Here is a 25,958-nt window from a genome sequence, read left to right as displayed (position 1 = left end):
GCTCATCGGTCCACCACGTTCATGGCCATGGCGCCGGAGGCAGAGCAGTAGGGGCGCACCCATACCGGGCGCGCCGGGTGGATCGCTGCGAACTCGGACGCCTCGGCCCCGGCCAGGGGAACCGACGGGTAGACGTACGCGGCCTTGACGTCGTGAAAGTCCTCGAGGAGATGGCAGACGCGTACCTTCCGGCGGTCGTACGGGTCGGGTTGCAGCCACCAGTCCCAGTCCTCCCATCGTTCGAGCCGGTGGTCCACGACGTGGCGCAGCGGTACCTCGGCGCGGAACGACTGCCGCCCCACGATCTGGACGTGGACGGCGAAGTTGTGCGCGTGCCGGCCGCGACGGCTGACGATGAACTGGGCGCCCGGCTCGATCCGGCGGCCGCCGCACAGCACACCGCGCAGCGTGATCGTGTCGTCCGCCACCTCGACGCCGGTGCACTCGGCGTGGTCCTCGCGCAGGACGGTGCGGAGCATGAGCCGCCCGTTGGGCTGGGCGTACGGCAGGTTCCAGACGATCGCCCCGGTCGGCGGGCGGGAGATCAGGCGGGTGCGTGCGTCGATGAGTGCACGGGTGTCCTGAACGCCTGCCTTCATGTGCACGGGGGAAGTCTTGGGGGCGCTCATCATCACCTGCCAGCGGCCGTCGCCGAGGTCGTCGAACGCGCCGGGGGTGAGTGCGGCGGTGTACTGGGTGCCGCCGTTGGCCAGGTCCTTGCGGGACGTGCGCAAGGGGAGATCGGGACGGCGCTGACCGTCCGCGGGCTTGTGGCGCAGCACGAACTGCCAGCGGCGGCGGCCCTCCGCCGGGCCGTCGGCCGAGAAGCGCAGCCAGCCCGTGTCGTCGGTGGTGACGTCGACGGTGGCCGCGCTCAGCGACACCGGCGGCACGGTGAGCAGGTCGCCACCGGTGCGGCGGGCGGGTGCCGGGGCACGGTACCCGCGCTGGGCCGCGGCCCGGTTGCGGGCGGCCTCCTCGAACAGGGCGACGTAGCGGCCGGCCACGGCGGCCGGGTCGTACGCGGCCCCGTTGCGCAGGGCGGCCGCGCCCATGGTGCGCCGCAGGACTTCGTCGGCCATGAGGCGGCGCAGCCCCCAGGCGATGCCCTCGACCTCGCCGTTGGGCACGAGGAAGCCGTCCTCACCGGGGTGCAGGATCTCCCGCGGGCCGACGGGGCAGTCGGTGGAGACCACGGGCAGCCCGCAGCGCATGGCCTCCACCAAGGTCATACCGAAGGACTCCGCGCTGGAGGTGACCGCCGCGATGGAACCCTTGGCCCACTCCGACTCGATCGGCGAGAAGCCGCCCATGAGCAACGCCCGCCCCGCCAGGCCGAGTTCTGAGACCAGGGCGCGGAGCTTTCCGGCTTCGCCGCCGTCGCCGTAGATGCGCAACTGCCAGTCGGGAAACTCGTCGGCCAGCATTCCGAAGGCGCGGATGAGCAGGTCGTACCGCTTGATGTGGTGCATGCGGCCCGCGCTGACGACGACCTTGTGCGTGCAGTCGGACGGCGGGACGGACGGCTGGGGCACGCTGTTGGGGATGCCGACGACGGGGATGCCGGGGATCGGCGTGTTCTCCATGAACGACCGGGCGTCGGCCTCGGTGACCGTGGTGATGGCGTCGAGCCGCGGATACACGCGGGCCATCTCCGCCCGCACCGCGGCCGGGATGCCCAGGTGCGTCATGTGCTCCTGGGCGACGCGCAGGGCACCGTCACGCGTGTACGCGGCGACGAACAGATTGAGGCTGGGGCGGGTGCCGACCACCACGTCGGCGTCGGTGCGCTCCAGGTCGCGGATGATGCGTGCGTCGGTGAACTTGCTGTACTGCGCGTAGAACTCCTCCTGGCGCGGCACGACTTCGCTCGGTTCGCCGCTGCCCGCGGCGTCCTTGTCCGCGGAGCCGGGGCGCAGGTCGACGAGGGCGCGGACGGTGATGCGGGGGGAGATCTCGAACTTGGTGGTGTTCGCGCGCCGGAAGACCGAGACGATCTCCACCTCGTGGTGGACGGCGAGGGCCTCGGCGAGGTTGATGACCGTGCGGTTGGTGCCGCCGATGCCGTAGATGTTGTTGATGAGGAAGGAGATCTTCACCGGACCTCGCCCTCCTTGCGCTCGAACGGGCTGGGCACGGGGTAATAGGCCTTGAGGAACCGGCTCAGCATCGCCGTCTGCCGGGCCACGTCGCGGCCGTCGGAGAGCGTGTCGTTGATGCAGAACGCCGATCGGTCCCGGCGGGCCAGCAGGATCCCGAGCCGACGCTGGATCTCGGGCTTGGCCAGGTCGAGGTAGGCGAAGGTGATCTCGGAGGGCACGGCGCGGCCGGTGAAGTACGCGTAGTAGTGGTAGAGCGAGGACGGGATGGAGATGTCGTCCGCGCTGCGGAACCGGCTCAGGGAGGTCTGCCGGTGCGCCTCGGCGAACTGCTGCTCGATCTCCTCCAGCACGCTGCGCCGCAGGGCGTAGGGAGCGTGCCGGATCTTCTGGACGATGGCCGAGCCGAAGTTGTCGAGCAGCAGACGCCGGTTGTTCTTGCCGGCGGCGTCCACCGGGCGGTCACCCAACGTCCGCTCCCACCGCGGCACTTGGGACGGCGACAGGAACGTACGGGTCATGCCGTTCGACAGGAAGAAGTCGCTCGGGGTGACCGGCCGGCCCAGGAACATGTCGTCGTTGAAGTAGAGGAAGTGCTCGGAGAGGCCCTTGATGTGGTGCAGGCGGCTTTCGATCGCGTGGGAGTTGAACGTGGGCAGCGCCTCAGGGTCGTCGAATATCTCGGAGTGGTCGACGACCGTGATCCGCGGGTGGCGGTCGGTGAGCCAGGCGGGCCGCTGCCGGTCCGTCACCACATAGACGTGCCGCACCCAGGGGGCGTTCTGCTCCAACGCGCGTAGCGAGTAGCGCAGTTCGTCACGGCTGATGTAGCGAGCGGCGTTCGCGGACTCCGTGTGGTAGCCGCCGTGGCCGTACGCGGCCCGGCGTCGCTGCCAGTCGGGGTCGTTGCCGTCGACCCAGGTGTAGACGACGTCGACGGGGAAGCGCACGTCCTCGGGCAGCGCGTCGGCGCACGGCTCGATGGTGCGCACCAGGCGGGTGCGTCGGGTGTGCAGCGCGGCGAAGCCGGTGAGCCGGCTGACGGGCACCGTGACGCGCGGCTCGTCGAAACGGACGTCCTCCGTGACCCGGTTGGAGCGCGGCGCGACGAGGCGCCCTTCCTCGGGCCGCCAGAACTCGATGTCGCAGCCGTAGGCGAGCCCCAGGACCAGCGACCCCGCGGGGTCGCTCCACACCATGCCGACCCGGAGCACCGTCGCTTCCCGCACCAGGTGGCGGCCGCGCCGTGAGCCGGACAGGGCCTTGGGCCCGACGGCGGCGTCGCCCCGGCAGGCCGTCAGGTAGACGGGCCCGCGCTCCGCGCAGCCGGCGAGCGCCGCGGCCACCCGGTCGCGGTCCGCTTCGGCCACCGCGATGCAGGACCGGAAGTCGGAGTTGCCGCGGATCGCGAAGTAGTCGACGCCCGCCTCTTCGAGGAGGGTGACGACGAGTTCGAGGTTGGCCTCGCGCAGACCGAGCGGCGACACCGTGGGGCGCACGAGCGCGATCTGCGTCCCGTGGCCGGACAGCACGGCGAGACGTTCCTGCGCGCGGAACAGATGCGGCCAGCGCCGCTTCGCCCGAGCGGCCCGCAACAGCCTGCCGCCCAGCGTGATGGAGTGAAGATGACGCAGCACATGCTTGAGTGCCGCGCGTAGACGCAACGGAACGCGACGCGCGATACGACGCCGCAGCCCTGCAGGGACGAGGGATCTGTACGCCCCGACTGCCGCGGAGGCCTCGGGATTGCCCATGCTCACGACTGCTTGTCCAGCTCCTTGGGACCCTCGACCTCAAAGACGCTGGGCACCGGGTAGTAGCGACGGAGAAAGCGGATGACGGCCTTGGTACCGCCTTGGCTCTGGGCCCGGCGGTCGCCCAGCCCGTAGAACTGCATCTGTTGGGTGTCCCTGCGGACGAGAAGCCGTTCCAGGTGCTGGTTCAGGCCGGGCAGGGCGGCGTGCAGGGTCACCGAGGCCTCGCCGGACGGGTCGGCCAGTCCGGCCATGTGTCCGACGTGATGGATCAGGCCGTCCATCGGGTGGGTGCCGGGTACGGCGGTGACGCCTTGGCCGTCGAAGACCTGCACAGGACTCGTTCCGGTTCCCGTGAAACGACTCAGGGCCGCGCAACTGTAGGGCTGCGGGCCTTCGGCGTAGCCGTGTGCGACGACACGCCCGGTAGCCGAGTAGGCGGCGTGCGTCCATGGAGCGAAGGACTCCTCGGCGCTCCACCGGCCGCGGCGCGGGCGGGTACCGCCGTGGGGGGTGAAGTAGTCGAACGGCCGCACCGGTCGGCCGAGCAGTGCGCCGGGGCGCAGCAGGAGGAAGTTGTCGGCGATGTCGGGCAGTTGATGCAGGAACCACTCGGCACCCGGCGCGGCCGGCACGATGCTGAGCCGCGCGTCCGGGCTCAGCCACGGGGGCACGGGCGCCTGCGCGAGGACGTGGACCACGTCGATCCAGGGCGCGTACTGGTGCAGCGAGCGCAGGGCCGCGCGCAGCAGTTCTTCGCCCCAGGGGGTGGCGTGCTGCCAGAGGAGGACCGCGTCCACGGGGAACGTGATCTCCTCCAGGCGCGGTATGTCGAAGTCCTCCAGCGTGATCGTCGGCTCCATGTCACCGTCGATGTCGCAGTATCCGGAGAGCCGGTCGAGCCCGATCTCGATGCCCGGGGCGTCGCGGGGCACGGACCGCTGGACCCGGTTGGGGCGGGGACCGATCAGCCGTTCCTGGGGCAGGTCGGTGTTGACCGTCCAGAACTCGATCTCGACGCCCTGGTCCTCGCCGGTCCACAGGTTCTCGGTGGGATCGGTGCGCAGCCAGTTGAGGCGGATCACCCGCGCCTTGCCGAAGTGCTTCCACGCCTTCACATGGCTGCCGGGGGTGTTCTGCGTGTCGCTGTTGGCGGGCGATACGGATACCACGTAACCGGTGTGCTCCTCGAGGAGCGCACGCAGGGCGCGGCGCACCGCGCCCTTGTCGCGCTGCTCGACGGCCAGCACGATCCTGCGGTCGTCGAGGGCGGGGACGGCGAACCAGGGGATGTCCGCCGCGTCCAGGGCCTGGGTGACGAGTTCGTGGTCGAGCCGACGGGCGAGGTCGAAGGTGAGGCCGGTGTGCACGTGTCCGACGCGACCGTCCGGTGCCGTCGTACGGCGCTCGGAACCGCCCAGCTCGGCTTTGCGGACACGGCGCAGGGCACGCCGGTGCAGGCGTGCTTCGCGTCGGCTGAGGGTCTGCGCGAGGGACCGCTTGACCTTGCGTCGGACGCGTCCGGGCACCGTGGTCTTCGCCACGGAACGCACCGGCTGCGGGACGAGTCGCTGGTAGACGTGGGCCGCGGAGCTCAACGACGTCTGATCTGCCACGTCATGAACTCCGGTTCATCGCTCGTAGGGGCTGGGGGTGGGGAAGTAGGAGGTGAGGAAGCCGTCCAGGAGTTCCTGCTGCGCCTCGATGTCCTCGGGTGTGGAGAAGGCGTCGTTGAGGCAGAACGAGTCCTGGTCTCTGCCGTCCAGCAGCCGTTGCAGGCGGTCGGCGAGGTCGGGGACCGCGAGCTGTAGATACGTGAACGGCATCGACCCGGGCTGGGCCCGCCCGGTGAGGGCCGCGTAGTAGAGCGCGAAGGACGAGGTCGGTGACAGGTCCGTCATGGCCCGGAACCGGCTGGCCGAGGTCCGTGCCCAGGCTTCCGGGAAGTCGCGCTCGGCCTCTTCCATCGCCGTACGGCGCAGCGCGTACGGGATGTGCTCCATGGGCTGCGTGATGACCCGCCCGAAGCGCTCGCGCAGCAGGGCGCGGTTGTTCTTGCACGCCGCGTCGACGGGTGTGTCGGACTCGGCGACCGGGCCCTGGGGGATGCGGTTGCGCGACGGGAAGTAGCGGGCGGTGCCGGACGGGGTGAAGAAGGCGTGCGGGGCCACCGGTCGGCCCATGAACATGTCGTCGTTGAAGTAGAGGAAGTGCTCGGCGAGCCCTTCGATGTGGTGGAGCTGGCTCTCGATGGAGTGCGAGTTGAATGTCGGCAGGTCGGCGGGGTTGCGGAAGATCTCCCGGTGGCTGGCGATACGCAGTCCGGGCAGGTCCTCGCGGAGCCACTCCGGCACCTGGTCGTCGGTGACGATGTAGATGTTGCGTATCCACGGCGCGAACAGGTGCAACGAGCGCACCGAGTAGCGCAGTTCGTCGCGGCTGATGAAGCGCGCGTCGCTGGCCGACTCCGCGTGGTAGACCTCGCCCTTCGCCTGGGCCTTGCGCTGCTTCCACGCCGGGTCGTTGCCGTCGACCCAGGTGTAGACGGCGTCGACGGGGAAGGCGATGTCGTCGGCGCAGTTGACCAGGAACTCGGGCCGGGTGGCGAGCGCGGGCGCCAGGTGCTGATCGGTCCAGTCCGACACGAAGCGGCTGAACAGGCGAGCGGCGCCGAGCACGTTCGCACTGTTCGCCAGCACGGCCCAGGTCGCCCGGTTGGCGCGGGGCGCGACGAGGTAGGTGCCCTGCGGCTGCCAGAACTCGATGGCGCAGCCGTACTCGTGACCGAGCAGCAGGTGCCGTCCGGGGTCGGTGCGGTACCAGCTGACCTGGACGATCCGGGCGGAGTTCACCTCGCGCCAGGCCCGCGGGTCGCGCGAGGAGACGGGCTTGGCGGCCCGCAGCGCGTCCGGGTCGATCACACTCAGGTGCCCCGGGTACTGCCCCAGACCGCGGAAGAGGGCGCCGAGCACCCGCTCCCGGTCGTGCTCCGCGACCCCGATCACGGTGCCGTGGTCGGAGGTGCCGCGGACGGCGAAGTACGCCACGCCGACGACGTCGAGCAGGGCGGTGAGGGCGCGCCGGTTGGCCTCGCGCGCGGCGAGCGGGGTCAGGCCGGGCTCGACATAGACGTCCTCGCGTTCGGCCTGGGCGGGTGCCGTCGAGGCGTGGGAGGGCGTCGGGCGTGCTCCGCCGGCGGTGGCGGGCCACGGCCGACCCGATCCGTCGGTCGCTTGGCGGAGCGCCGGTTCGGAAACCGTCGTCACGTTCGCTGCCCTTCAGGGGCCTGCGCAGACAGCACTGCCACCCTCCTTCTCCTCGCCCGGCCGACAGGCCGATGACGAGCCCCAGTGATCGCTCGGCCTCGTGCCCCCCGGCTCGAACCGCGACCACTTGCACACCGGTGTTCATTCACCGGCTCACACACTTAACGGCCCTTTAAGATTCAAAGGCCCGGCACATAGTCACCAACCCCTCACACTTCTGTCAACAGCAGTCACAAATGACGTAAAGGGCTCAGGGAAGGTCAACTTGACTTAACGAGAGGTGATGGTTAGGTAAACCATCCTCCATCGACGCCCCTCGGATTCGGTCTATAGTTCGGAAACATCGCGACCCGCTCGGCCGGTCGCACGGGGCCCGACTCATTCCCCCCACGCGTGCCCTCCCCCAACGCCGTCACCCGGCTCGCCGCCGCATGCGCCGAGCCATCAGCTGGAGAGGACACCGAGGCATGACGCACGCCCCGACGGAGCCGGGCCACGGCCGCAGATCCAGGCGCGCGCCTGCACGCCGGAAGGCCAAGGCGCCCCGGCGCAGGAGGGTCTGGCGCTGGGTCGCGCTCGGCTTCGTCGTCGTCCTGCTGGCCGTCGGCGGTACGGGGTACTGGCTGTACAGCAACCTGAACGGCAACATCAAGGGCGTCGACCTGGATCAGGCCATCGGCACGGACCGGCCGGAGAAGCTGCCCACCTCGGGGCAGAACATCCTGGTCCTCGGCTCCGACTCCCGCTCCGGTGACAACGCCTCACTGGGCACGGGCAAGGTCTCCGGCGCCCGCTCAGACACCGCCCTGGTGATGCACATACCCGAGGGCCGCAAGCAGGCAGTCGCGATCAGCATCCCGCGCGACACTCTCGTCACCCGCCCCGAGTGCACCACCGCGAGCGGCTCGGCCCTGCCGTCCGCGAAGCGTGTGATGTTCAACTCGGTGTACTCCGCGGCCGGTCCGGCCTGTGTGGTGAAGACGGTCGAGAAGATGTCGGGTGTCCGCATGGACCACTTCGTGGAGATCGACTTCGCGGGCTTCAAGGGACTCGTGGACGCGATCGGCGGCGTGACCGTCACCGTCGACGAGGCCATCCACGACAAGTCCAGCGGCCTCGACCTGGAGGCCGGCACGCACAAGCTGGACGGCACCCAGTCACTCGCCTTCGTCCGCACCCGGCACGGTGTCGGGGACGGCAGCGACCTCGGCCGCATCGGACTCCAGCAGAAGTTCATGATCGCGCTGCTCTCCGAGATCAAGCAGCAGGACCTGCTGGGCAGCCCCACCAAGGCGTACAGGATCGCCAACAGTCTGACCGAGTCGATGACCACGGACTCCGGGCTCGCCTCGCTCACCAAGCTCGCCGAGTTCGGGCGGAGCATGAACGGCGTGGACCCCGCCTCCATGGAGACGATCATGCTGCCGGTGGCGTACGACAAGCAGGACCCCAACCGGGTGGTCGCCGCCGAGCCGCAGGCGGGCACCCTGTGGAAGGCCCTGCGCGCGGACGCGGAGATCCCCGAGTCCGCGAAGAAGTCCCCGGCGACCGGCGGATCAACTCCCTGATCGCGGCGGGCGGATACGTGAGCGGGGCCCCACCTGGGTGGGGCCCCGCTCACGTATCCGCCGGTGGTTCAGACGCGCTGCGAGGGCGCCAGCGCGAAGCCGCTCTCGCCGCTCTGCCGAGCGATGTACAGCGCGCCGTCCGCACCGATCGTCCCGAGGACCACACGCCCGTACACGTCACAGGCCAGGGCCGGGGCGCCCGCCGACCGTTCCCCGGTGGGCGACCACCACAGGCCGCCCTGTTCGTTCTCCGTACCGAAGGCAGCGAGCATGACCTGCCCCTCGACGTCCCGATGGGCCAGCACCGTGCAGTCGTACCCGTCGATCGACGCGCGGAGCACGGCCGACTGCTCCTGCGCAGGGATGCCGCCCAGCGGCAGCACCCAACTGCCGAACCGGTGCCCCACCAGAGCACCCGTCCCCGGGTCGGTCCAGTAGTACGTGAGGCGGCCCGGGGCCGTCTCGAGTGCCGCGAGGGTTCCCGGCGTCACGGCCAGCGGGGTGTTCGGGACCTGCTGGAAGTCGCCGTCGGGTTCACTCTGGGTCCAGCGCATGACGAGGTCCTGTCCACCCGCCATCACCTCGACGTGGCCCGCGACGTCCGCGGTCGCCACGACCGGGTCCTGTGCGCCGCTGCCCTTGAGGTCGGTCCACGGGCCCCACTTGCCACCGGGCAGTTCCCTGCGCAGCATGACGCCGCCGCCCGCGTTGCGCGCGCAGACGTACACCGTGCCGGAGGCGCTCACCGCGGCGGAGGGGATCCCGAAGCGAGCCGCCTTCGCGCGGTCCTTGTGCGGGTTGCCCAGCGATCGCCACTCGGTGACGGGGCGTCCTGTCTGGTACTGAATGGCATGTATCACATCGACCGCGGGCGGACCGTCGGCCTTGGGCACCTCGCGCCGGCCCACGAAATGGACGTAGGTGTCGGCGCCCTGGGTCACGGACAGGTGGGTCAGTCCCGCCACGGGGAAGAAGTCAGGGCCCGTCCACGCGGGGCCGCCGGGCCGGATCTCCGTCCAGCGCAGCAAGCCGCCGGCGGTACGGGCGTAAGCGGTGAGCCGGCCGTCCTTGCCCAGGGCCAGCCAGCGACCGTCGAGCGGCCTCTCGGCACGGCGCCGCTCGTCCTGCACGTGCTCTGCCCCGGTGACCGCTCTCGCGTGGGCGTCGCCGCGCCCGGATCTGGTCCGCATGACGTGACCTGCCCCTTTTCTCAGACTCTCGGTGCGCGGGACCTCCTGTCCCGAACCCTTGTACGGCACCGAGCCGCCCCATCATAGGTGGAGTCCCGGGAAAGTACGTGGGACGGGCACATGGCCGGGGGCCCACCTGCCGGTGACGTCGCCCGACGTTCGTGGATCCTGCGTGCTGGGGCCGACCGCCGTCTCAGACCGGCTGCCAGGGCCGCAGCGCGAGGCCCGGCTCGTCCTTGCGCCGGGTGACAAGCCATTGGCCCGTCGAGGGCGAGACCGTCGCCGCCACGATGTCTCCGTCCGCGTCCACGGACAGCCCGATGGCCGCATCCTGGGGCAGCCGCGGCCCGGACTCCGTCCACCAGGCGCCTGCCGACTCCTGTTCCGTGGGGTACGCGGCGAAGGCGACGCGGCCGCTCGACGCACGCTGGGCGAGCACCGTGCAGTCCACGTCGTCGAGCAGGCAACGGACGGCCGCCAGGGGGCCGGGGCCGGCCGCGGCCAGGAGCGGCACCGGCTCGTCGTCCGGGCGCCACGCGTACACGACATCGTCCTCACCGGTGAAGAAGAGAGTGGTACGGGCGGGCGACGTGGCAAGGGCCCGCAAAGTTCCCGCACGCGCGCCGAAGGACAGCGGCTTGTCCTCCTGCGGGGTGGCCCCCGCCTCCCGCTGCCGCCAGCACAGGATCGTGTCAGGAGCCGACGCACAGAGCGTGATCAGGCCCGACTCCCCTGCCACGGCGGTGAGTTCCCCGTGTACCCGACTGCCCTTGAGGTCGCGCCACGGGCCCCAGCCACCCTTCTCCAGCTGGGCGCGCATGCTGACACCGCCGCCCCGGTTGCGAACGAAGACATGGGCCCGGCCCTGCGCGTCGACGGCGACGGCGGGCGGGCCCGTACGGTCGCCCTTCTTGTTGGGGTGGCCGAGGGGCGTCCAGTCGAGCGCCGCGAGGTGCGACTGGAAGTGTGTCGAGTGCACCAGGCCCGATTCGCCGGGGACCGTGGGGCGCCAGGAGACCAGGTGCGCATAGCCGTTCGCGCTCCGCGCGACGGCGAGGACCGGATGCAGACGCTGGTCGCCCCCGACCGTGCGCGGGGCCGACCACGGGCCACCCGGGGTGCGCTCCGTACGGCAGAGAACCGCGTCGCCTTCCGGGGCGAGCGTGTAGCCGCAGAACCTTCCGTCGCGTCCGCGTATCAGCCAATCGCCATTCACGTGCCCCACCTTAAGCGGGTGTCCGGCGAGGCCACGTGCGACCCTGGCCGCATGAACGGACTGCTGGTGGTGGACGGCGCGAACGTCGTCGGTTCCGTCCCCGACGGCTGGTGGCGCGACCGTCGCGCCGCGGCCGTACGACTGCGCGACCGTCTCACCGAGTATGCCGCGCTGCACCCGGACGAGGACGTCGTCCTGGTCGTCGAGGGCCGGGCACGCGGCGTGGAGTCGGTTCCGGGTGTCCGCGTCGAGGACGCTCCGGGCGAGGGAGACGACCACATCGTGGCGGTGGCCGCGGCCGCGCAGGGGCCGTGCGTGGTGGTCACGGCCGATCGTGAACTGCGGCGCAGGGTGGAGGAGTTGGGTGCCACATGCGTGGGCCCGCGAACGGTGTATCCATAGCCACGGTGAGGGCTCACCCCCGTCGCGCGTACACCACGGCCCCGTCCACGGTCCCGACCGCCTCGTACCCCGCCAGCATCCGCCGCAGCGACCCCACCCGCTCCACCCGGTAGGGCGCCCCCCGCGAGTCGTCCACCACGACCGCGGGGGGACGCTCGGCGAACTCGGCGCGGAACGTGGGCCACGCCCCCTCCACCCCCCACTTCTCCCCCACCTGAGGCCCGTCCCGCCCCCCGCTGTAGTTCGTCAGGAGGCCCGCCGTGAGGAAGCGGCTCGCCGGTTCGCGGGCGGAGAGCCAGTACGTTTCCGGGTGCATGCCCCAGACCAGGACGCGGTCGTCCGGGGACGTGTGGGTGCGGAGGGTCGCCGCGACGCGTTCGGCGTGGGCGAGTTCGGGGCGGGGGGCCAGCAGGCCCCACGTCAGGAACAGGGCGCAGCAGCAGGTGGAGGCGAGGAGGGCGTCCACCATGCGCTCGCGCGGGAGGATCTGGAGTGCCGCCGTGCCCAAGAGCGCGAGGGGTGGGGTGAGTTGGAGGAAGTAGTGGCCGAAGAAGTGGAAGCCGAGGAGGACCGCCGCACCGGACGACGCCAGCCAGAGCCACAGGTCCGTGCTGCCCGTGCGGGCGATGCGCAGGACGCGCACGACCGGCGGGATGATGCCCGCGCAGGCCGCCGCGAGGATCGCCGCGTTCGTCAATCCTCGTACGAGGACGTGGAGTTCGGAGCCGGTGAAGGACGCGTAGGCGCCGGAGCCGGTCACCGTCCAGAAGAGGAAGCCCGCCGGGTTCGTGGCGAGGGCCACGGCCAGTACGGGGGCGATCGCGCCGACCGACAGGCGTGTCAGGCCACTTCGCGGCGCGGCGCACCGCCACAGCATCCACAGGGCCGGGACGAGCACCGCTCCCCCGGTCTGCTTGGCCAGGAACGCCCCGGCGATCGCGAGGCCGCACAGGCCCCAGCGGCGGCGGTCCGCGCACCACATCGCCGCCGCCGTCCACGGCAGTATGAACACCTCGAACGTGGCGGCCTGCGCGTCCTCCGGGTTGAGGCCGACGGAGATGAGCAGGGACAGCGCCCCCGCCGTGCGGCCCGCCGCGTCGCCCCAGCGGCGGCGGGCGAGGGAGGCGAGCAGGACGGCGGTCGCCAGCTGCGCCCCGATCGCGCACAGCCGCAGCGGGGTGAGCGAGTCGGAGCCGAAGAGCGCGAACGCCGCCTCGTACAGCCAGGGGACGAGCGGGGGTTTACGGTCGACGACCGTCTCGTAGAGCGTGCCGCCGTGCGCCAACATCCGCGCCTGGACGGCGAGATAGCCCTCGTCGGGGTTCCAGAGGCGGGGACGGAAGGAGGGGGCGCGGGTGACGCAGGCCAGGGCGGCGAGGAGCGGGAGCAGGCGTCCCCAGTAGGCGAGGTCCGAGGTGGCGGCCACCCCGCGGTCTTCGGATACGTACGGTAGTGACGGCGGCGCCTCGGTGAGCATGGGCGCCAAACTATCCGGCCCCGCACTTCCCGTCTAAACGGGACATACGGGGCCGGGGTGGCGAAGCCGGATCGGTGTGCGATTACTGGGAGTTGCCGGTGGCGTTGCCCGCGGCCGCGCGGCTGTGGCGGCGGCCGTACAGGAAGTAGAGGACGACGCCGATGACCATCCAGATCGCGAACCGCAGCCAGGTCTCCACCGACAGGTTGAGCATCAGCCACACCGAGCAGGCGACCGAGGCGACCGGCAGGACGGGGACCCACGGGGCCTTGAAGCCGCGCGGCAGGTCGGGGCGCGTGCGGCGCAGGATGAGCACGCCGAGGGCGACGACCACGAAGGCGAAGAGGGTGCCGATGTTGACCAGCTTGGAGAGCTCCTCGAGGGAGATGAAGCCGGCCACCAGAGCGGTCACGAAGCCGAGGATGATCGTGGAGCGGTACGGCGTGCGGAACTTTGGGTGCACCGCGCTGAAGACCGGCGGCAGCAGGCCGTCGCGGCTCATCGCGAAGAACACCCGGCTCTGGCCGAGCAGCAGGATCATGCAGACGACGGTGAGGCCGACGACCGCGCCGAAGGAGATGACGCCCGCCCAGAACGGGTGGCCGACCGCCTTGAACGCCTCGGCGAGCGGGGCGCTCGGGTCGAGGTCCTTGTAGTTCTGCATGCCGGTGACGACGACGGCGACGGCGCAGTACAGGACCGTGCAGATGGCGAGCGAGCCGAGGATGCCGCGCGGGACGTCCTTCTGCGGGTTGCGGGTCTCCTCGGCGGCCGTGGCGACGACGTCGAAGCCGATGTACGCGAAGAAGACCACCGCCGCGGCCGTGAAGATGCCCATCACGCCGAAGCTGGACGGGGTGAAGCCGGCGATGGCCTCCAGGAGGGTGGCGCTCAGTCCGGTGCCGCCCTCGGTGTCCTGGGCCGGCGGGATGAACGGCGAGTAGTTCGAGCCGTTGATCAAAAAGGCGCCGACGGCGATCACGATGAGCACGACGGTCACCTTGATGGCGACGACGACGGAGGTGACCCACGCGGACAGCTTCATACCGAGGACGACGACCGTCATCACGGCGAGGACGAGCAGGAACGCGGCGATGTTGAAGCTGAAGCCGCTGGTGTGCGAGCTCGGCCCGCGCAGGGCCTCCGGCAGCGGGATGCCCCAACTGTCCAGCAGGGACTGCACGTAGCCCGCCCAGCCGACCGCCACGGTGGCGCAGCCCAGGGCGAGTTCGAGGATGAGGTCCCAGCCGATGATCCAGGCGGGGAACTCGCCGAGCGAGGCGAACGCGAAGGTGTACGCGGATCCGGCGACCGGGACCGTGGAGGCGAACTCCGCGTAGCACAGGGCCGCGAGGGCGCAGACCACGGCGGCGACGACGAAGGAGATGGTCACGGCCGGACCGGCGTACTCGGTGGCCGCCGTTCCGGTGATGACGAAGATGCCCGAGCCGATGACGACGCCGACGCCGAACACGGTCAGATCGAGCGCCGACAGCGACTTCTTGAGCTGGTGCTCGGGCTCCTCGGTGTCCCGGATGGACTGCTCGATGGATTTCGTACGGAACAGCCCCGTGCGGGTGCGCTCCGCTTCTGGGTCTGACTGGGTGGTCACCGGCGTACCTCCGTTTGGCTTCGTCGTCCTCGACATGATCGAGACGAGTTGCCTCCGGCGGGCCGGTCAGTCCTCCAGGTTCACGCGAACGAGACCGGCCGGACCCACCTCTTGGGTGAGTCCGGCCGGAATCGGGGTGGGTGCCCTAGGCCTGTCTCCCAGATCTCTCCCGCCCTTCGGGCGGACGGAGGGATCTGGGAGACAGGCCTAGTCGCGGGCCGGTTCCATCTCCTGGGCCGTGGCGCGCTCGACGCGGCCGTCCAGCTTCGCCACCAGGCCCGTGACCTGGCGGGCGATGTCCGGGGCCGTCAGGCCGATCTCCGCCATGACCTCCTTGCGGGAGGCGTGGTCGAGGAAGCGCGGCGGGATGCCGAAGTCGCGCAGCGGGACGTCGACGCCCGCGTCGCGCAGGGCCTGGGAGACGGCCGAACCGACGCCGCCCACGCGGGAGTTGTCCTCCACCGTGACGACGACGCGGTGGCGCTCGGCCAGCGGGGCCATCGCCTCGTCGACCGGCTTGACCCAGCGCGGGTCGACGACGGTCGTCGTGATGCCCTGCTTGTCGAGCAGGTCCGCGATCTCCAGGCACATGGGGGCCAGGGCGCCGACCGAGACCAGCAGGACGTCGGGGCGGTCCTCGGTGGCCGGCTTGCGCAGGACGTCCATGCCGCCGACCTTGCCGACGGCCTCGACCGCCGGGCCGACCGCGCCCTTGGAATAGCGGACGACCGTCGGGGCGTCGGAGACCTCGACCGCCTCGCGCAGCTGGGCGCGGACCTGGTCGGCGTCGCGCGGCGCGGCGATCCGCAGGCCGGGGACGACCTGGAGGATCGACATGTCCCACATGCCGTTGTGCGAGGCGCCGTCGGTGCCGGTGATGCCGGCCCGGTCCAGGACGAAGGTGACTCCGCACTTGTGCAGCGCCACGTCCATGAGGAGCTGGTCGAAGGCGCGGTTGAGGAACGTGGCGTAGACGGCGAAGACCGGGTGCAGGCCGCCCGCGGCGAGGCCGGCGGCCGACGTGGCGCCGTGCTGCTCCGCGATGCCGACGTCGTAGACGCGGTCCGGGAAGGCGTCGGCGAACTTCTTCAGGCCGACCGGCTGGAGCATCGCGGCGGTGATCGCGACGATGTCCTCGCGCTCCTGGCCGAGGCGGACCATCTCGTCACCGAAGACCGAGGTCCAGTCGGCGCCGGAGGCCTTGATCGGCAGGCCGGTGTCGGGGTGGATCGGGCCGATGCCGTGGAAGCGGTCCGCCTCGTCCTGGAGGGCGGGGGTGTAGCCGCGGCCCTTCTCGGTGAGGCAGTGGACGATCACCGGGCCGCCGAAGCGCTTGGCGCGGGTCAGCGCCGACTCCAGGGCCTCGATGTCGTGGCCGTCGATCGGGCCGACGTACTTCAGGCCGAGGTCCTCGAACATGCCCTGCGGGGCGATGAAGTCCTTGAGGCCCTTCTTGGCGCCGTGCAGCGTCTCGTACAGCGGCTTGCCGACGACGGGCGTGCGCTCCAGGAGGTCCTTGCCGCGGGCCAGGAAGCGCTCGTAGCCGTCCGTGGTGCGCAGGGTGGCCAGGTGGTTGGCGAGGCCGCCGATGGTCGGGGCGTACGAGCGCTCGTTGTCGTTCACGACGATGACCAGGGGGCGGTCCTTGGCGGCCGCGATGTTGTTCAGCGCCTCCCAGGCCATGCCGCCGGTCAGCGCGCCGTCACCGATGACGGCGACGACGTGGTCGTCCCGGCCCTGGACCTCGTTGGCCTTGGCGATGCCGTCGGCCCAGCCGAGGACGGTGGACGCGTGCGAGTTCTCGATCACGTCGTGCTCGGACTCCGCCTGCGACGGGTAGCCGGAGAGGCCGCCCTTCATCTTCAGCTTGGAGAAGTCCTGCCGGCCGGTGAGCAGCTTGTGCACGTAGGACTGGTGGCCGGTGTCCCACAGGACCTTGTCCTTGGGCGACTCGAAGACGCGGTGCAGGGCGATCGTCAGCTCGACGACGCCGAGGTTGGGGCCGAGGTGGCCGCCGGTCTTGGAGACCGCGTCGACGAGGAACGTCCGGACCTCTCCTGCCAGCTGGTCCAGCTGCTCCAGGCTGAGCCGGTCCAGATCGCGCGGTCCCGTGATGCGGGTCAGCAGCGGCACCCGTGCCTCCTTGCAATAGAGCTGTTAAAGCTGGCTGAGCTGTTCGAGCTTGCCGGGTCTGTCGAGTCTAATGTTCCGCCGCCGCGAGCGGCGGGCGGGCTGTGCGTTCGGAGCATGACTGTGCCCGGCGTCACCGTTGACGCCGGGCACAGTCAGTCGAGGCCAGAAGGGGTCCGGCAGCCGTCAGGCGCGGCCGGCCGACTTCTGGGTCTTGCGGGTGATCGAGTCGATGACGACCGTGGCGAGGAGCACACCACCGGTGATCATGTACTGGATCGGCGTCGCGATGCCCTGGAGCGCGAGGCCGTACTGGATCGAGGTGATCACCAGCACACCGAGCAGCGCGTTCCAGGTGCGGCCCCGGCCGCCGAAGAGGCTGGTGCCGCCGATGACGGCCGCGGCGATGACGTTCATCAGGAGGTCACCGGCGCCGGCGCTCTGGTTGGCCGCCGCGATCTTGGAGGCCCAGAAGAGACCGCCGACCGCCGCGAACAGGCCCGCGATGGCGAAGACCGAGACGCGGATCGCCGTGACGTTGATGCCCGCGCGGCGGGACGCCTCGACGCTGCCGCCGAGCGCGAAGATCTTGCGGCCGTACGAGGTACGGCGCAGCACGAAGTCGCTGCCGACGAGGACGATCGCGAAGAGCAGCACCGCGAGGGGCAGGCCCTTGTACTGGTTGAACATGATCGCCACGGCGAACACGGCGACCGCGAGGAGCACCGTACGCATCACGATGTCGCTCAGCGGGCGGGACGGGATGCCCGCGGCCTCGCGCCGCCGGTTGCCCAGGAACGCGGACAGGAAGTACCCGGCCACGGCCACGACGGCCAGGGCGTAGGCGGCGGCGACGTCCGTGAAGTAGTACGAGGTGAGCTTGCCGACCACACCGTCGCTGTCGATGTTGATCGTGCCGTTGGAGCCCAGGATCTGGAGCATGAAGCCGTTCCAGAACAGCAGGCCCGCCAGGGTCACGGCGAACGCGGGGGCGCCGATCCGGGCGAAGAAGAAGCCGTGCAGGGCACCGATGAGCGCGCCCGCGGCGAGTGAGACGAGGACGGCGAGCCACTCGTTCACGCCGTGCGTGACGCTCAGTACCGCGGTGATCGCCGAGGAGACACCGGAGACGGAGCCGACCGACAGGTCGATCTCGCCGAGCAGCAGCACGAAGATGATGCCGACCGACATCATGCCGGTGGCCACCATGGCGACGAAGATGTTGTTCAGGTTCTCCGCGCCGAGGAACGCCGAGTTGAGGCTCTGGAAGATCGCGCAGATGACGATCAGGCCGATGACCACGGGTATCGCACCGAGGTCACCCCCCTTGATCTTGCGCTTGAACTCGCCGACGTATCCGGCGAACCCCTGCTCGCGCACCAAGAGGCGGGGGTCGACGGCGGCGACCGCCGCGCCGGCCGCCGCGGGAGCGGCGTCCACCTGGGGCTGTGACTGGTCCGTCTTGTCGATGCTCACTTCTGAGCCTCCGCGTTGGTGCGCGCCGCACGACGGGTCACGGCGTTGTCCGTGGCGCCGGTGATGGCGGAGATGATCTCTTCGTTGGACGTGCTCTTGACATCGAACACGCCGTTGTTGCGGCCGAGGCGCAGGACCGCGACCTTGTCCGCGACGGCCTTCACATCGGCCATGTTGTGGCTGATGAGGATGACCGCGTGACCGCGCTCGCGCAGCCGCTCGACGAGGTCGAGGACCTGGGCGGTCTGCTCGACGCCGAGGGCGGCGGTGGGCTCGTCGAGGATGACCAGCTTGGGCTCGCCGAGCATCGAGCGGGCGATGGCCACGACCTGGCGCTGACCGCCGGAGAGCGAGGCGACCGGGATGCGGACGCTGGGGATGCGGATCGACAGCGTGTCGAGCAGCTCCCGCGACCGGCGCTCCATCTCGACCTCGTCGAGGACGCCGCGCTTCTTGATCTCGCGGCCCAGGAAGAGGTTGCCGACGACATCGATGTTGTCGCACAGGGCGAGGTCCTGGTAGACCGTCGCGACACCCAGGTTCTGGGCGTCGTGCGGCTTGTTGACCGCGACGGTCTTGCCCTGCCACTCGATGACACCGTCATCGATGGGGTGCACACCGGCGATCGTCTTGACCAGGGTGGACTTTCCGGCGCCGTTGTCGCCGACGAGGGCGACCACCTCACCGGCGTGGACCTCAAGCTCTACGTCGGTGAGCACCTGGACGGCACCGAATCGCTTGGAGACCCCGCGCAACGCCAACACGGGCGTAGCGGACACGTGAACCATCTCCTTCGCCGCCAAAGGCCTGACCCGGCGGGAGGTTGAACAGAGAAGACTGGAGGGGAGTGACTTCCGTCCGGCGCCCCGCCGTTGAGCTTTGCGGGGCTGTCGGCGGCGGGGCGCCGGACGTGCTTACACGGGAGCGCTACTTCGAGTGGTGCGCAAGTCCCGTACAGCGAGAGGGAGTGGAGACTCCCGGAGGGGTTCCTACGGTTACTTCAGACCGATCTTGTCGCACGCGGCCTTGTACTTCGGCGTGCAGATCTCGTCGAGGGTGTAGTAGCCCTCCTTGACGACCGTGTCCTTGATGTTGTCCTGCGTCAGGGAGACGACCGGGACGATCACCGAGGGGATGCCCTTGTCGGTGTCGCTGTCGACGGTGCCGGTGGCCAGCGAGCTGTCCAGCTTGCCGTCCTTGGCGATCGAGACGGCCATCTTGGCGACGGTCTCGGCCTCCTGCGGGTACGACTTGAACACGCTCATGTTCTGGTCGCCCGTGACGATGCGCTGCACACCGGCGAGCTCGGCGTCCTGGCCGGTGACCGGCGGGAGCTTGCTCAGACCGGCGGACTTGAGGGCGGTGATGATACCGCCGGCCATGCCGTCGTTGGCCGAGTAGACGCCCTTGATCTTGTCCTTGCCGATCGCGGAGATGGCGCCTTCCATGTTGGCGTTGGCGTTCTCCGGCTTCCACTCCTTGGTGTCGTAGGACTTGGCGATGGCCACCTTGCCCTTGAGGACGGAGAGGGCGCCCTTCTTGAAGTCGGCCGCGTTCGGGTCCGTGATCGCGCCGTTCATCATGACGATCTTGCTGCTGGGCTTGGCGTCGTCGCCCATGGCCTTCAGCAGGGCCTCACCCTGCGTCTTGCCGACCTCCTGGTTGTCGAAGGAGGTGTAGGCGGCGATCGGGCCCTGGGCGAGGCGGTCGTAGGCCACGACGGGGATGTCCGCGTCCTTGGCCTTCTTCACGCCGCTCGCGACGGCCTTGTAGTCGACCGCGTCCAGGATCAGCACGTCGACCTTCTTGGTGATCATCGTGTCGATCTGCTGCGACTGGACGGTCGCGTCCTGCTTGGCGTTCAGGTACTCGACCTTGCCCTTGCCATTGGTCAGCGTCGATATCTGCTTCTCAATGATCGGCTTGTCGAACTTCTCGTAGCGAGCCGTCTGGTTCTCCGGCAGGAGCAGGCCGACGGTGATGGCGTCGCCCTTCTTGCCGGCCGACTTGGAGCTGTCGGCCTTGTCGCCGGACTCCTTGGCACTGCCACAAGCGGCGAGGGACACAGCCATACCGGTGGCGCAGAAAGCAACGGCGGCACGACGCATACGCGTGTTCACTTCAGAAACCTCCCTGACGAGGCCGCGTCGTTGCGGCCGAGGTGGATTGGAGTCAACTCGGCCGCAACGTAAGCGTCAAGGAGTAAATACTTAACGAGATGGCAACGGTGTCATGCGTTCTCTAAGTGAAGGCAGGTGCCGGTGCGGGTACAACCCCGTCCAAAAGGGTCGAGTCACCCATCTCGCTGAGGGCCAGCGCGAGCGCCCCGAGCACCTCCGCGCGGCCGCCCAACGCCCCTGGGAGGACCGAGAGTTGGCGGGCGGCGCTGGGGATCGCATAGCGGCCCACGGACTCCCTTATGGGCCCCAGGACCAGCTCCCCGGCCTCCGCCAGATCGCCGCCGAGGACGACCCGGCTCGGGTTCAGCAGATTGCAGAGATTCGCGACACCCGAGCCGATGTGCCGGCCCACGTCCGCGATCACGCGACGGCAGCCGGGGTCGCCGTCGCGCGCGAGCCGCACGACGCCCTCCATGGTCAGATCGGTCCCGTGGCTCGACTGGAGCAGCGGCAGGACGTACCGGGCGGCCGTGAACGTCTCCAGGCAGCCGCGGTTGCCGCAGCGGCACACCGGGCCCGACTCGTCGAGCGTGATGTGCCCGATCTCGCCCGCGGTGCCCCCCGGGCCCCGGTAGATCTGCCCGGAGATCACCAGGCCGGCGCCGACACCGCTCGCGACCTTGATGTACGCGAGGTCCTTCACGCCGCGCCCGCTGCCCCACACCAGCTCGCCGAGCGCGCCCAGATTGGCGTCGTTGTCGACGTGCACGGGGACGCCGAGGCGGCGGCTGAGCTCCTCGGCGGGCTTGGTGCCGGTCCAGCCGGGCAGGATCGACGTCGAGCCCAGGGTGCCGCTCTCCACGTCGATGGGGCCCGGTACGCCGAGCCCGACGCCCGCGACCTTCGTCCGGTCGATTCCGGTCGCGGCGACGAGCCGCTCCACCAGCTGCTCGGCGCGGTCGAAGCCCTGCGCGGCGCTGGCGTCGACGTCGAGCGGCTCGGACTCCTCGGCCAGCACCTGGTGCGCGAGGTTGCCGATGGCGACGCGCAGGTGGGTGTGACCGAAGTCGACGCCGATCACGATGCCCGCGTCGCCGCTGAGCGAGACGCTGCGGGCCCTGCGGCCCCCGGCCGAGGTGGGCGTGACCTCGACCGTCCCCCCGTCCTTGAGCTCCCGGACGATGTTGGAGACCGTCGCCGCGGACAGGCCCGTCGTCCTCGCGATCTCCGCCTGCGTGAGCGAACCCGCGAGCCGCACGGCGCGCACGACCCGCTCCAGATTGGCCCGGTGCAGCGACGACTGCGACCCCGGAGTCTCCATTGACCCACACCCTCGTCCCGTTGACCGGGGAGCCCCTTCGCCCCCCTGTGGTCCGCATCACACACGGAGAGTGACCGGACCTTGTACAAGTTATGAACCCCAAGCTCCGCTGAAGGCACCTGTGGCGTCAAGCCCTTGACGGAAATCGGTTCCACACCGTGAACGCGCAGGGGTCCGGCCCCGGAGAGAGCTCTCCGGGGCCGGACCCCTGCGCACAACGGGTGAAGCGGCCGTCACACGGCGGTCGGCGTCAGCGGAAGGTGCCCTGCGACACCGAACCGGCGATCCGCCGCTGGAAGATGCAGTACACGATCAGGACGGGCACCACCGTGATCACGATCGCAGCGAACAGCGCGCCGTAGTCGATGTCGTACACCTGCGAGGACGCGTAGGCGGCCATCCCCTGGGTCAGGACCCACTTGTCCTGGTCGGTGTTGAGCGCCACCGGCAGCAGGAACTGGTTCCACAGCCCCAGGAAGTTGAAGATCGCCACCGCCGCCATGCCGGGACGTGCCATCGGCAGCATCACCTGGAAGAACGCCCGCCAGTCACCGGCGCCGTCGATCAACGCCGCCTCGTAGACGTCGTGCGGCAGCGACCGGAAGAACGAGTACAGGAAGAACATCGTGAACGGCAGCGCGAACGCGACGTACGTGAGGATCAGTCCGGGACGCGTGTTCAGCAGCCCGAAGTTCTGGAGCTGGAAGAAGAGCGGCACGATCGCCAGGAAGACCGGGAAGGTCAGCCCCGCGAGCATCACGTAGTAGATCAGCCGGCGCCCGGGGAACTCGAACCGCGCCAGGATGTACGCGCACATCGCGCCGAGGAGCATCACCAGGAACAGCGCGCAGACCACGACGATCACGGAGTTCAGGAAGTACTTCCCGATGCTCGCGTCGGTCCACGCGTGCGCGTAGTTCTCGACCCTCCAGTGATCCGGCAGCGCGAACGGTGACGACAGGATCTCGCCGGTCGACTTGAACGACGACACCAGCACCCAGAGCATGGGCACGATCACGATCACCGACCACAGGATCAGCAACGCGTGCGAGATCGCCGCGAACCTGCGGTCGCTGCTCACGACGGCTCTCGTCAGCTTCCGGTCACTCGTCGGCTTCCGGTCGCTGGCCGACTTCCGGTCGGCGGCTATGGCGCTCACTGGGCACCTCCCTTGGCTGCGGCACGCCGCGCCCTGAACCCAGGCGCTTTCGTCTTGCCTTCGCTGTCGCCACCGCCGGTCAGGCGGTTGACGAGGAACACCAGCGCCGCGAACACCAGGGTGACGACGGCGAGGACGACACCCATCGCGGTGGCGTACCCGAACTGCTGCTTGGCGAAGGCGACGTTGAACAGTCGCTGGCTGATCGTCAGGGTCGAGTTGTCCGGCCCGCCGTTCGGCAGCATCGCCTGTACGTAGACGAACGCGTCGAGGGCGGCGATGCCCAGGTAGACGTACGCCGTCTGCACCGTGTCCCGGATCGCCGGCAGGGTGATCGAGAGCGTCGTCCGGAACCGGCCGGCTCCGTCGATCCTGGCCGCCTCGTACAGCTCGGCCGGGACGCCCTTGATCGCCGCGATGAAGAGCACCGCGTAGAAGCCGACGAGCCCCCACACGATGACGAACATCAGGGCCGGCATCGCGCTCGACGTCTCACCCAGCCAGGCGAACGTGTCGAACTGGTCGAGGCCCAGCGCCGTGAGGACGCCGTTGACCAGGCCGGCGTTCGGGTCGTACATCTGCGCCCAGATCAGGCCGACGATGATCGCCGGCACGACGTAGGGGAAGAACGAGATGATCCGGTAGAACGACGCTCCCCGGATCCCCCGGACGGGGCCCTTGCTGGGCCCGCCCAGGGTGATGGCCACCGCGACCCCGAGGGCGAGCGTCAACGTCACCAGCGGCACGAAGATCGCCAGCAACGTGACGTTGCGCAGCGCCTTCACGAAGATGTCGTCCTGGAACATCTTGGTGAAGTTGTCGAATCCGACGAAGGTGTAGTCCGGGCTGAACCCGCGCCAGTCCGTCATCCCCCAGTAGATCGCCTGGACGAAGGGGATCAGGACGAAGGTCACGAAGATGGCCAGCGGGACACCGAGGAACGCGAGGAAGAACGTCACCCGGTCGAAGGTGAGTTTGCGGCGTCGGGGCCGCCCACCGCGAGCGGCCGGCGTCGGCCGGCGGCTCGCGGTGTCGGAGGTGGGGGTCGTGTCTTTCATCGCAGTGCTAGCTGACCTTGATCTTGTCGACGGAGTCGTCTTCCCGGATCTTGTCGGAGATCTTCTGGAGCGCCGAGGTCAGACCCTTGGCGTCGAGGTCGCCGGCGAGGAACGAGTTCCACGGCACCAGCTGGTCGGTGTTCATCCCGTAGGCGGAGACGAAGTTCCAGGTGAAGATGTTCTCGCCCGCGTCGGCGAGCATCTTCGACTGCGAGACCAGCGCCGAGGAGCCGTAACCGTCCGCGGGCACGGTGTCCTTGACGATCGTCGGGGCCAGCTTCGTCTTGGAGAAGTTGGCGGCCGCGTCCTTGGACAGCATGGCGCGCAGAACTTCCTTGCCGCCGGCCGGGTTCTTGCCCTGCTTGGGCACGATGAACGGCTCGCCCGCGGCCGCGTGAACGGCCTCGTAGGCCATCTTCGGCTTGCTGGTGAGCGTCATCTCCGGGATGCCGGTCATCTGGAAGTCGGCCTTGGTGGCCTTCTTCATCTCGTTCTCGATCCAGCCACCGGTCGGATAGAGCAGCGCCTTCTGGTCGTTGCTCCAGATCGCCTGCGCCTTCTGGAACTGGGTGCCGGAGCCACCGGGGACGAACATCTTCTCCTTGACCATGGTCTCCATGACCTTGAGGATTCCCTGGATGGCCGGGTGCGACCAGGAGTCCTTCTCCAGGTTCTCCAGGGCGATACGGACCTCGTCGCCACCCTCCTTGATCGCTCCGCCGATGAGCAGCGTCTGGTAGTACGTCGCCGCTTCCTTGCCGTGGACGAAGAGGTACTTGCCCTTCTTCTTGGCCTTCTGGCCGAGGTCGAGCGCCTCGTCCCACGTCTTCGGCGGGGTCCAGCCGTTCTTCTCGAACAGGGTCTTGGAGTACCAGACGCCGTACACGGTCATCACGTAGTTCAGCGCGACGAACTTGTCCTTGAAGGTGCCGGGCTCCTTGACGCCGGCGTAAACCGTGTCGGCGATCTTCTTGCCCTCGTAGTTCTCGGCCTCGAAGACGTCGTCGAGCTCCTCGAGCTGGTCGAGAATGCCGAGGAAGCCGATCTGGTCCTCACCCGAGTTGTCGATGAGGTCCGGCGGGTTGCCGCCGACGAACCGGGGCTGGAGTTCCGGAGCGATGTCGACGACCGGCTTGACCTGGACCTTGACGCCCTTGACCTGCTTGCCCATGACCTTGTTGGCGTAGTCGACATAGTCGGTGCCGTAACCGCCGTCGAAGATGGCCGCGTCGACCTTGGAGTTCGCGGCGACGCCGAACGGGTTCTTGGCACCCTTCTTGCCCTTGGGGCCGCCGCTGTTGTTGTCGTTGCTGGAGGGAGAGCCACACGCAACCGCGAACGAACCCATGGCTGCCGTCGCGATCGCCCCGCGAAGGAGCGTCCGCCTGTCAAGAGAGCCGGCACGAATGGTCATCTCTGCATCCTCACTGATCGATTGAATTTCTACGGGTGTGCTGCGTGTTCGGCTGCCGGGCCGGATGGGCCCCGTGCTTGCCGCACTTCTCTTGGAGCGCTTCCTGATGCGGTTCTTCGCCCGTGATGTCGGCGCGGACGCGCATCGGGTCGTTCAGCCGTCGTACCGGAGCCGCTCGGCGGCACCGGTGGTGATCAGCTGAGCGAGGTGGGAAAAGCGGTCGCCGGGGCCGCGGTGGGAGCGACAGTCGCGCTTCGCTCGATCAGATCGCGATGGCCTACGCCGGGGGTGGATCCCATGCTCAAGTCCTCGCCTTCTCCAGGACTCAGGCGGTGAACCGGATCCTCCCCGGCACCGCGGTGACGTGCTGTGTCGTACCGGGGACGAATCCCCGGACCCCGGACCGGAATGGCATCGACGGAACTCGTCCGGAAATGCACTGGCCCGAGGGAACGCAGTTGGAGCTGGGTGGTACTGGAAGTTCCGGGATCGACGGAGACCTACGGCAGTCGGTGCGATCGCACGCTTCGCCGTTTCCCCCCTCCCCCGGGTCCTGACCCGGTCGTGAGACCGTCCGGGCCGGACGCCGACAGGTATAGTCCACTCCCTGTGAGCGGGGCAAGATCGAATGCAGGTTTGGACGTCGGTCTTTTCCGAGTTGAGACCTCCCGGAAATAAGCCGCAGCGTGGGGCGAG

Annotated in this window: 18 protein-coding genes; 2 read left to right on the top strand and 16 right to left on the bottom strand. The window is 69.4% G+C overall.

The window, feature by feature from the left end; genetic code table 11:
• Nucleotides 1-2: 2 nt before the first annotated feature.
• The 4 genes from V2W30_RS30575 to V2W30_RS30560 form a co-directional block, all read right to left on the bottom strand.
• A complete protein-coding gene (locus tag V2W30_RS30575; RefSeq protein WP_338701567.1) occupies nt 3-2,099 on the bottom strand; it encodes a glycosyltransferase family 4 protein in 2,097 nt (698 codons plus the stop codon).
• A complete protein-coding gene (locus tag V2W30_RS30570; protein ID WP_338701565.1) occupies nt 2,096-3,736 on the bottom strand; it encodes a stealth family protein in 1,641 nt (546 codons plus the stop codon). Before V2W30_RS30570 ends, V2W30_RS30575 begins: the two co-directional genes overlap by 4 nt.
• A gap of 119 nt (nt 3,737-3,855) precedes the next feature.
• On the bottom strand, nt 3,856-5,469 hold the full coding sequence (locus tag V2W30_RS30565) for a sugar phosphotransferase (RefSeq protein WP_338701563.1): 1,614 nt from the start codon (nt 5,467-5,469) through the stop codon (nt 3,856-3,858).
• 15 nt (nt 5,470-5,484) lie between these two features.
• Complete coding sequence (locus V2W30_RS30560) at nt 5,485-7,119, bottom strand: stealth family protein (RefSeq protein WP_338701561.1); 1,635 nt, start codon at nt 7,117-7,119, stop codon at nt 5,485-5,487.
• A gap of 467 nt (nt 7,120-7,586) precedes the next feature.
• Here V2W30_RS30560 and V2W30_RS30555 point away from each other — a divergent pair, with 467 nt between their 5' ends.
• A complete protein-coding gene (locus V2W30_RS30555; protein ID WP_338701559.1) occupies nt 7,587-8,687 on the top strand; it encodes an LCP family protein in 1,101 nt (366 codons plus the stop codon).
• 68 nt (nt 8,688-8,755) lie between these two features.
• Here V2W30_RS30555 and V2W30_RS30550 read toward each other — a convergent pair whose 3' ends face one another.
• A complete protein-coding gene (locus V2W30_RS30550) occupies nt 8,756-9,877 on the bottom strand; it encodes a hypothetical protein (RefSeq protein ID WP_338701557.1) in 1,122 nt (373 codons plus the stop codon).
• Between the two features lie 193 nt (nt 9,878-10,070).
• Nucleotides 10,071-11,093, bottom strand: a complete 1,023-nt coding sequence (locus V2W30_RS30545; RefSeq protein WP_338701556.1) for a hypothetical protein — start codon at nt 11,091-11,093, stop codon at nt 10,071-10,073.
• A gap of 51 nt (nt 11,094-11,144) precedes the next feature.
• On the opposite strand from V2W30_RS30545, the gene V2W30_RS30540 reads away from it, so the two are divergent.
• Nucleotides 11,145-11,495 carry an NTP pyrophosphohydrolase gene (locus tag V2W30_RS30540; protein ID WP_338701555.1) on the top strand — a complete coding sequence of 117 codons (351 nt, stop codon included), beginning with the start codon at nt 11,145-11,147 and terminating at the stop codon, nt 11,493-11,495.
• A gap of 13 nt (nt 11,496-11,508) precedes the next feature.
• On the opposite strand, the gene V2W30_RS30535 is transcribed toward V2W30_RS30540, so the two are convergent.
• The 10 genes from V2W30_RS30535 to ngcE form a co-directional block, all read right to left on the bottom strand.
• Nucleotides 11,509-12,972, bottom strand: a complete 1,464-nt coding sequence (locus V2W30_RS30535; RefSeq protein WP_338701553.1) for an ArnT family glycosyltransferase — start codon at nt 12,970-12,972, stop codon at nt 11,509-11,511.
• Nucleotides 12,973-13,054: 82 nt separating this feature from the next.
• Nucleotides 13,055-14,620, bottom strand: a complete 1,566-nt coding sequence (locus V2W30_RS30530; RefSeq protein ID WP_338701551.1) for an amino acid permease — start codon at nt 14,618-14,620, stop codon at nt 13,055-13,057.
• Between the two features lie 171 nt (nt 14,621-14,791).
• A complete protein-coding gene (dxs, locus tag V2W30_RS30525) occupies nt 14,792-16,717 on the bottom strand; it encodes a 1-deoxy-D-xylulose-5-phosphate synthase (RefSeq protein ID WP_338701549.1) in 1,926 nt (641 codons plus the stop codon).
• Nucleotides 16,718-16,900: 183 nt separating this feature from the next.
• Nucleotides 16,901-18,190 (bottom strand): sugar ABC transporter permease, encoded by a 1,290-nt coding sequence (locus V2W30_RS30520; RefSeq protein ID WP_338701547.1) that lies wholly within the window; start codon nt 18,188-18,190, stop codon nt 16,901-16,903.
• On the bottom strand, nt 18,187-18,978 hold the full coding sequence (locus tag V2W30_RS30515) for an ATP-binding cassette domain-containing protein (RefSeq protein ID WP_338701545.1): 792 nt from the start codon (nt 18,976-18,978) through the stop codon (nt 18,187-18,189). The genes V2W30_RS30520 and V2W30_RS30515 overlap by 4 nt, the downstream gene beginning before the upstream one ends.
• A 207-nt stretch (nt 18,979-19,185) precedes the next feature.
• Complete coding sequence (locus V2W30_RS30510; protein ID WP_338701543.1) at nt 19,186-20,310, bottom strand: sugar ABC transporter substrate-binding protein; 1,125 nt, start codon at nt 20,308-20,310, stop codon at nt 19,186-19,188.
• A 121-nt stretch (nt 20,311-20,431) separates the two neighbouring features.
• The gene (locus V2W30_RS30505; protein ID WP_338701541.1) at nt 20,432-21,631 is read right to left on the bottom strand and encodes an ROK family transcriptional regulator; all 1,200 of its coding nucleotides are present in this window, start codon (nt 21,629-21,631) and stop codon (nt 20,432-20,434) included.
• A 250-nt stretch (nt 21,632-21,881) separates the two neighbouring features.
• Nucleotides 21,882-22,790: a carbohydrate ABC transporter permease gene (locus V2W30_RS30500; RefSeq protein ID WP_338701538.1), complete on the bottom strand. Its 909-nt coding sequence runs from the start codon at nt 22,788-22,790 to the stop codon at nt 21,882-21,884.
• Nucleotides 22,787-23,848, bottom strand: a complete 1,062-nt coding sequence (locus V2W30_RS30495; RefSeq protein WP_338701536.1) for a sugar ABC transporter permease — start codon at nt 23,846-23,848, stop codon at nt 22,787-22,789. The genes V2W30_RS30500 and V2W30_RS30495 overlap by 4 nt, the downstream gene beginning before the upstream one ends.
• A gap of 7 nt (nt 23,849-23,855) precedes the next feature.
• Entirely contained in the window at nt 23,856-25,262 is a 1,407-nt protein-coding gene (gene ngcE / locus V2W30_RS30490) for an N-acetylglucosamine/diacetylchitobiose ABC transporter substrate-binding protein (protein WP_338701534.1), read from the bottom strand.
• Between the last annotated feature and the right edge of the window lie 696 nt (nt 25,263-25,958).

Origin of the sequence: Streptomyces sp. Q6, from assembly GCF_036967205.1 — a bacterium.
Lineage (GTDB): Bacteria > Actinomycetota > Actinomycetes > Streptomycetales > Streptomycetaceae > Streptomyces > Streptomyces citrinus.
This window is presented reverse-complemented; position numbering and strand designations above follow the sequence as displayed.

Coding starts and splice junctions, on each gene's coding strand:
- V2W30_RS30555 (WP_338701559.1), top strand. CDS start 7,587: ATGACGCACGCCCCGACGGAGCCGGGCCACGGCCGCAGATCCAGGCGC.
- V2W30_RS30550 (WP_338701557.1), bottom strand. CDS start 9,877: ATGCGGACCAGATCCGGGCGCGGCGACGCCCACGCGAGAGCGGTCACC.
- V2W30_RS30540 (WP_338701555.1), top strand. CDS start 11,145: ATGAACGGACTGCTGGTGGTGGACGGCGCGAACGTCGTCGGTTCCGTC.
- V2W30_RS30535 (WP_338701553.1), bottom strand. CDS start 12,972: ATGCTCACCGAGGCGCCGCCGTCACTACCGTACGTATCCGAAGACCGC.
- V2W30_RS30530 (WP_338701551.1), bottom strand. CDS start 14,620: ATGTCGAGGACGACGAAGCCAAACGGAGGTACGCCGGTGACCACCCAG.
- V2W30_RS30515 (WP_338701545.1), bottom strand. CDS start 18,978: ATGGTTCACGTGTCCGCTACGCCCGTGTTGGCGTTGCGCGGGGTCTCC.
- V2W30_RS30505 (WP_338701541.1), bottom strand. CDS start 21,631: ATGGAGACTCCGGGGTCGCAGTCGTCGCTGCACCGGGCCAATCTGGAG.
- V2W30_RS30495 (WP_338701536.1), bottom strand. CDS start 23,848: ATGAAAGACACGACCCCCACCTCCGACACCGCGAGCCGCCGGCCGACG.
- ngcE (WP_338701534.1), bottom strand. CDS start 25,262: ATGACCATTCGTGCCGGCTCTCTTGACAGGCGGACGCTCCTTCGCGGG.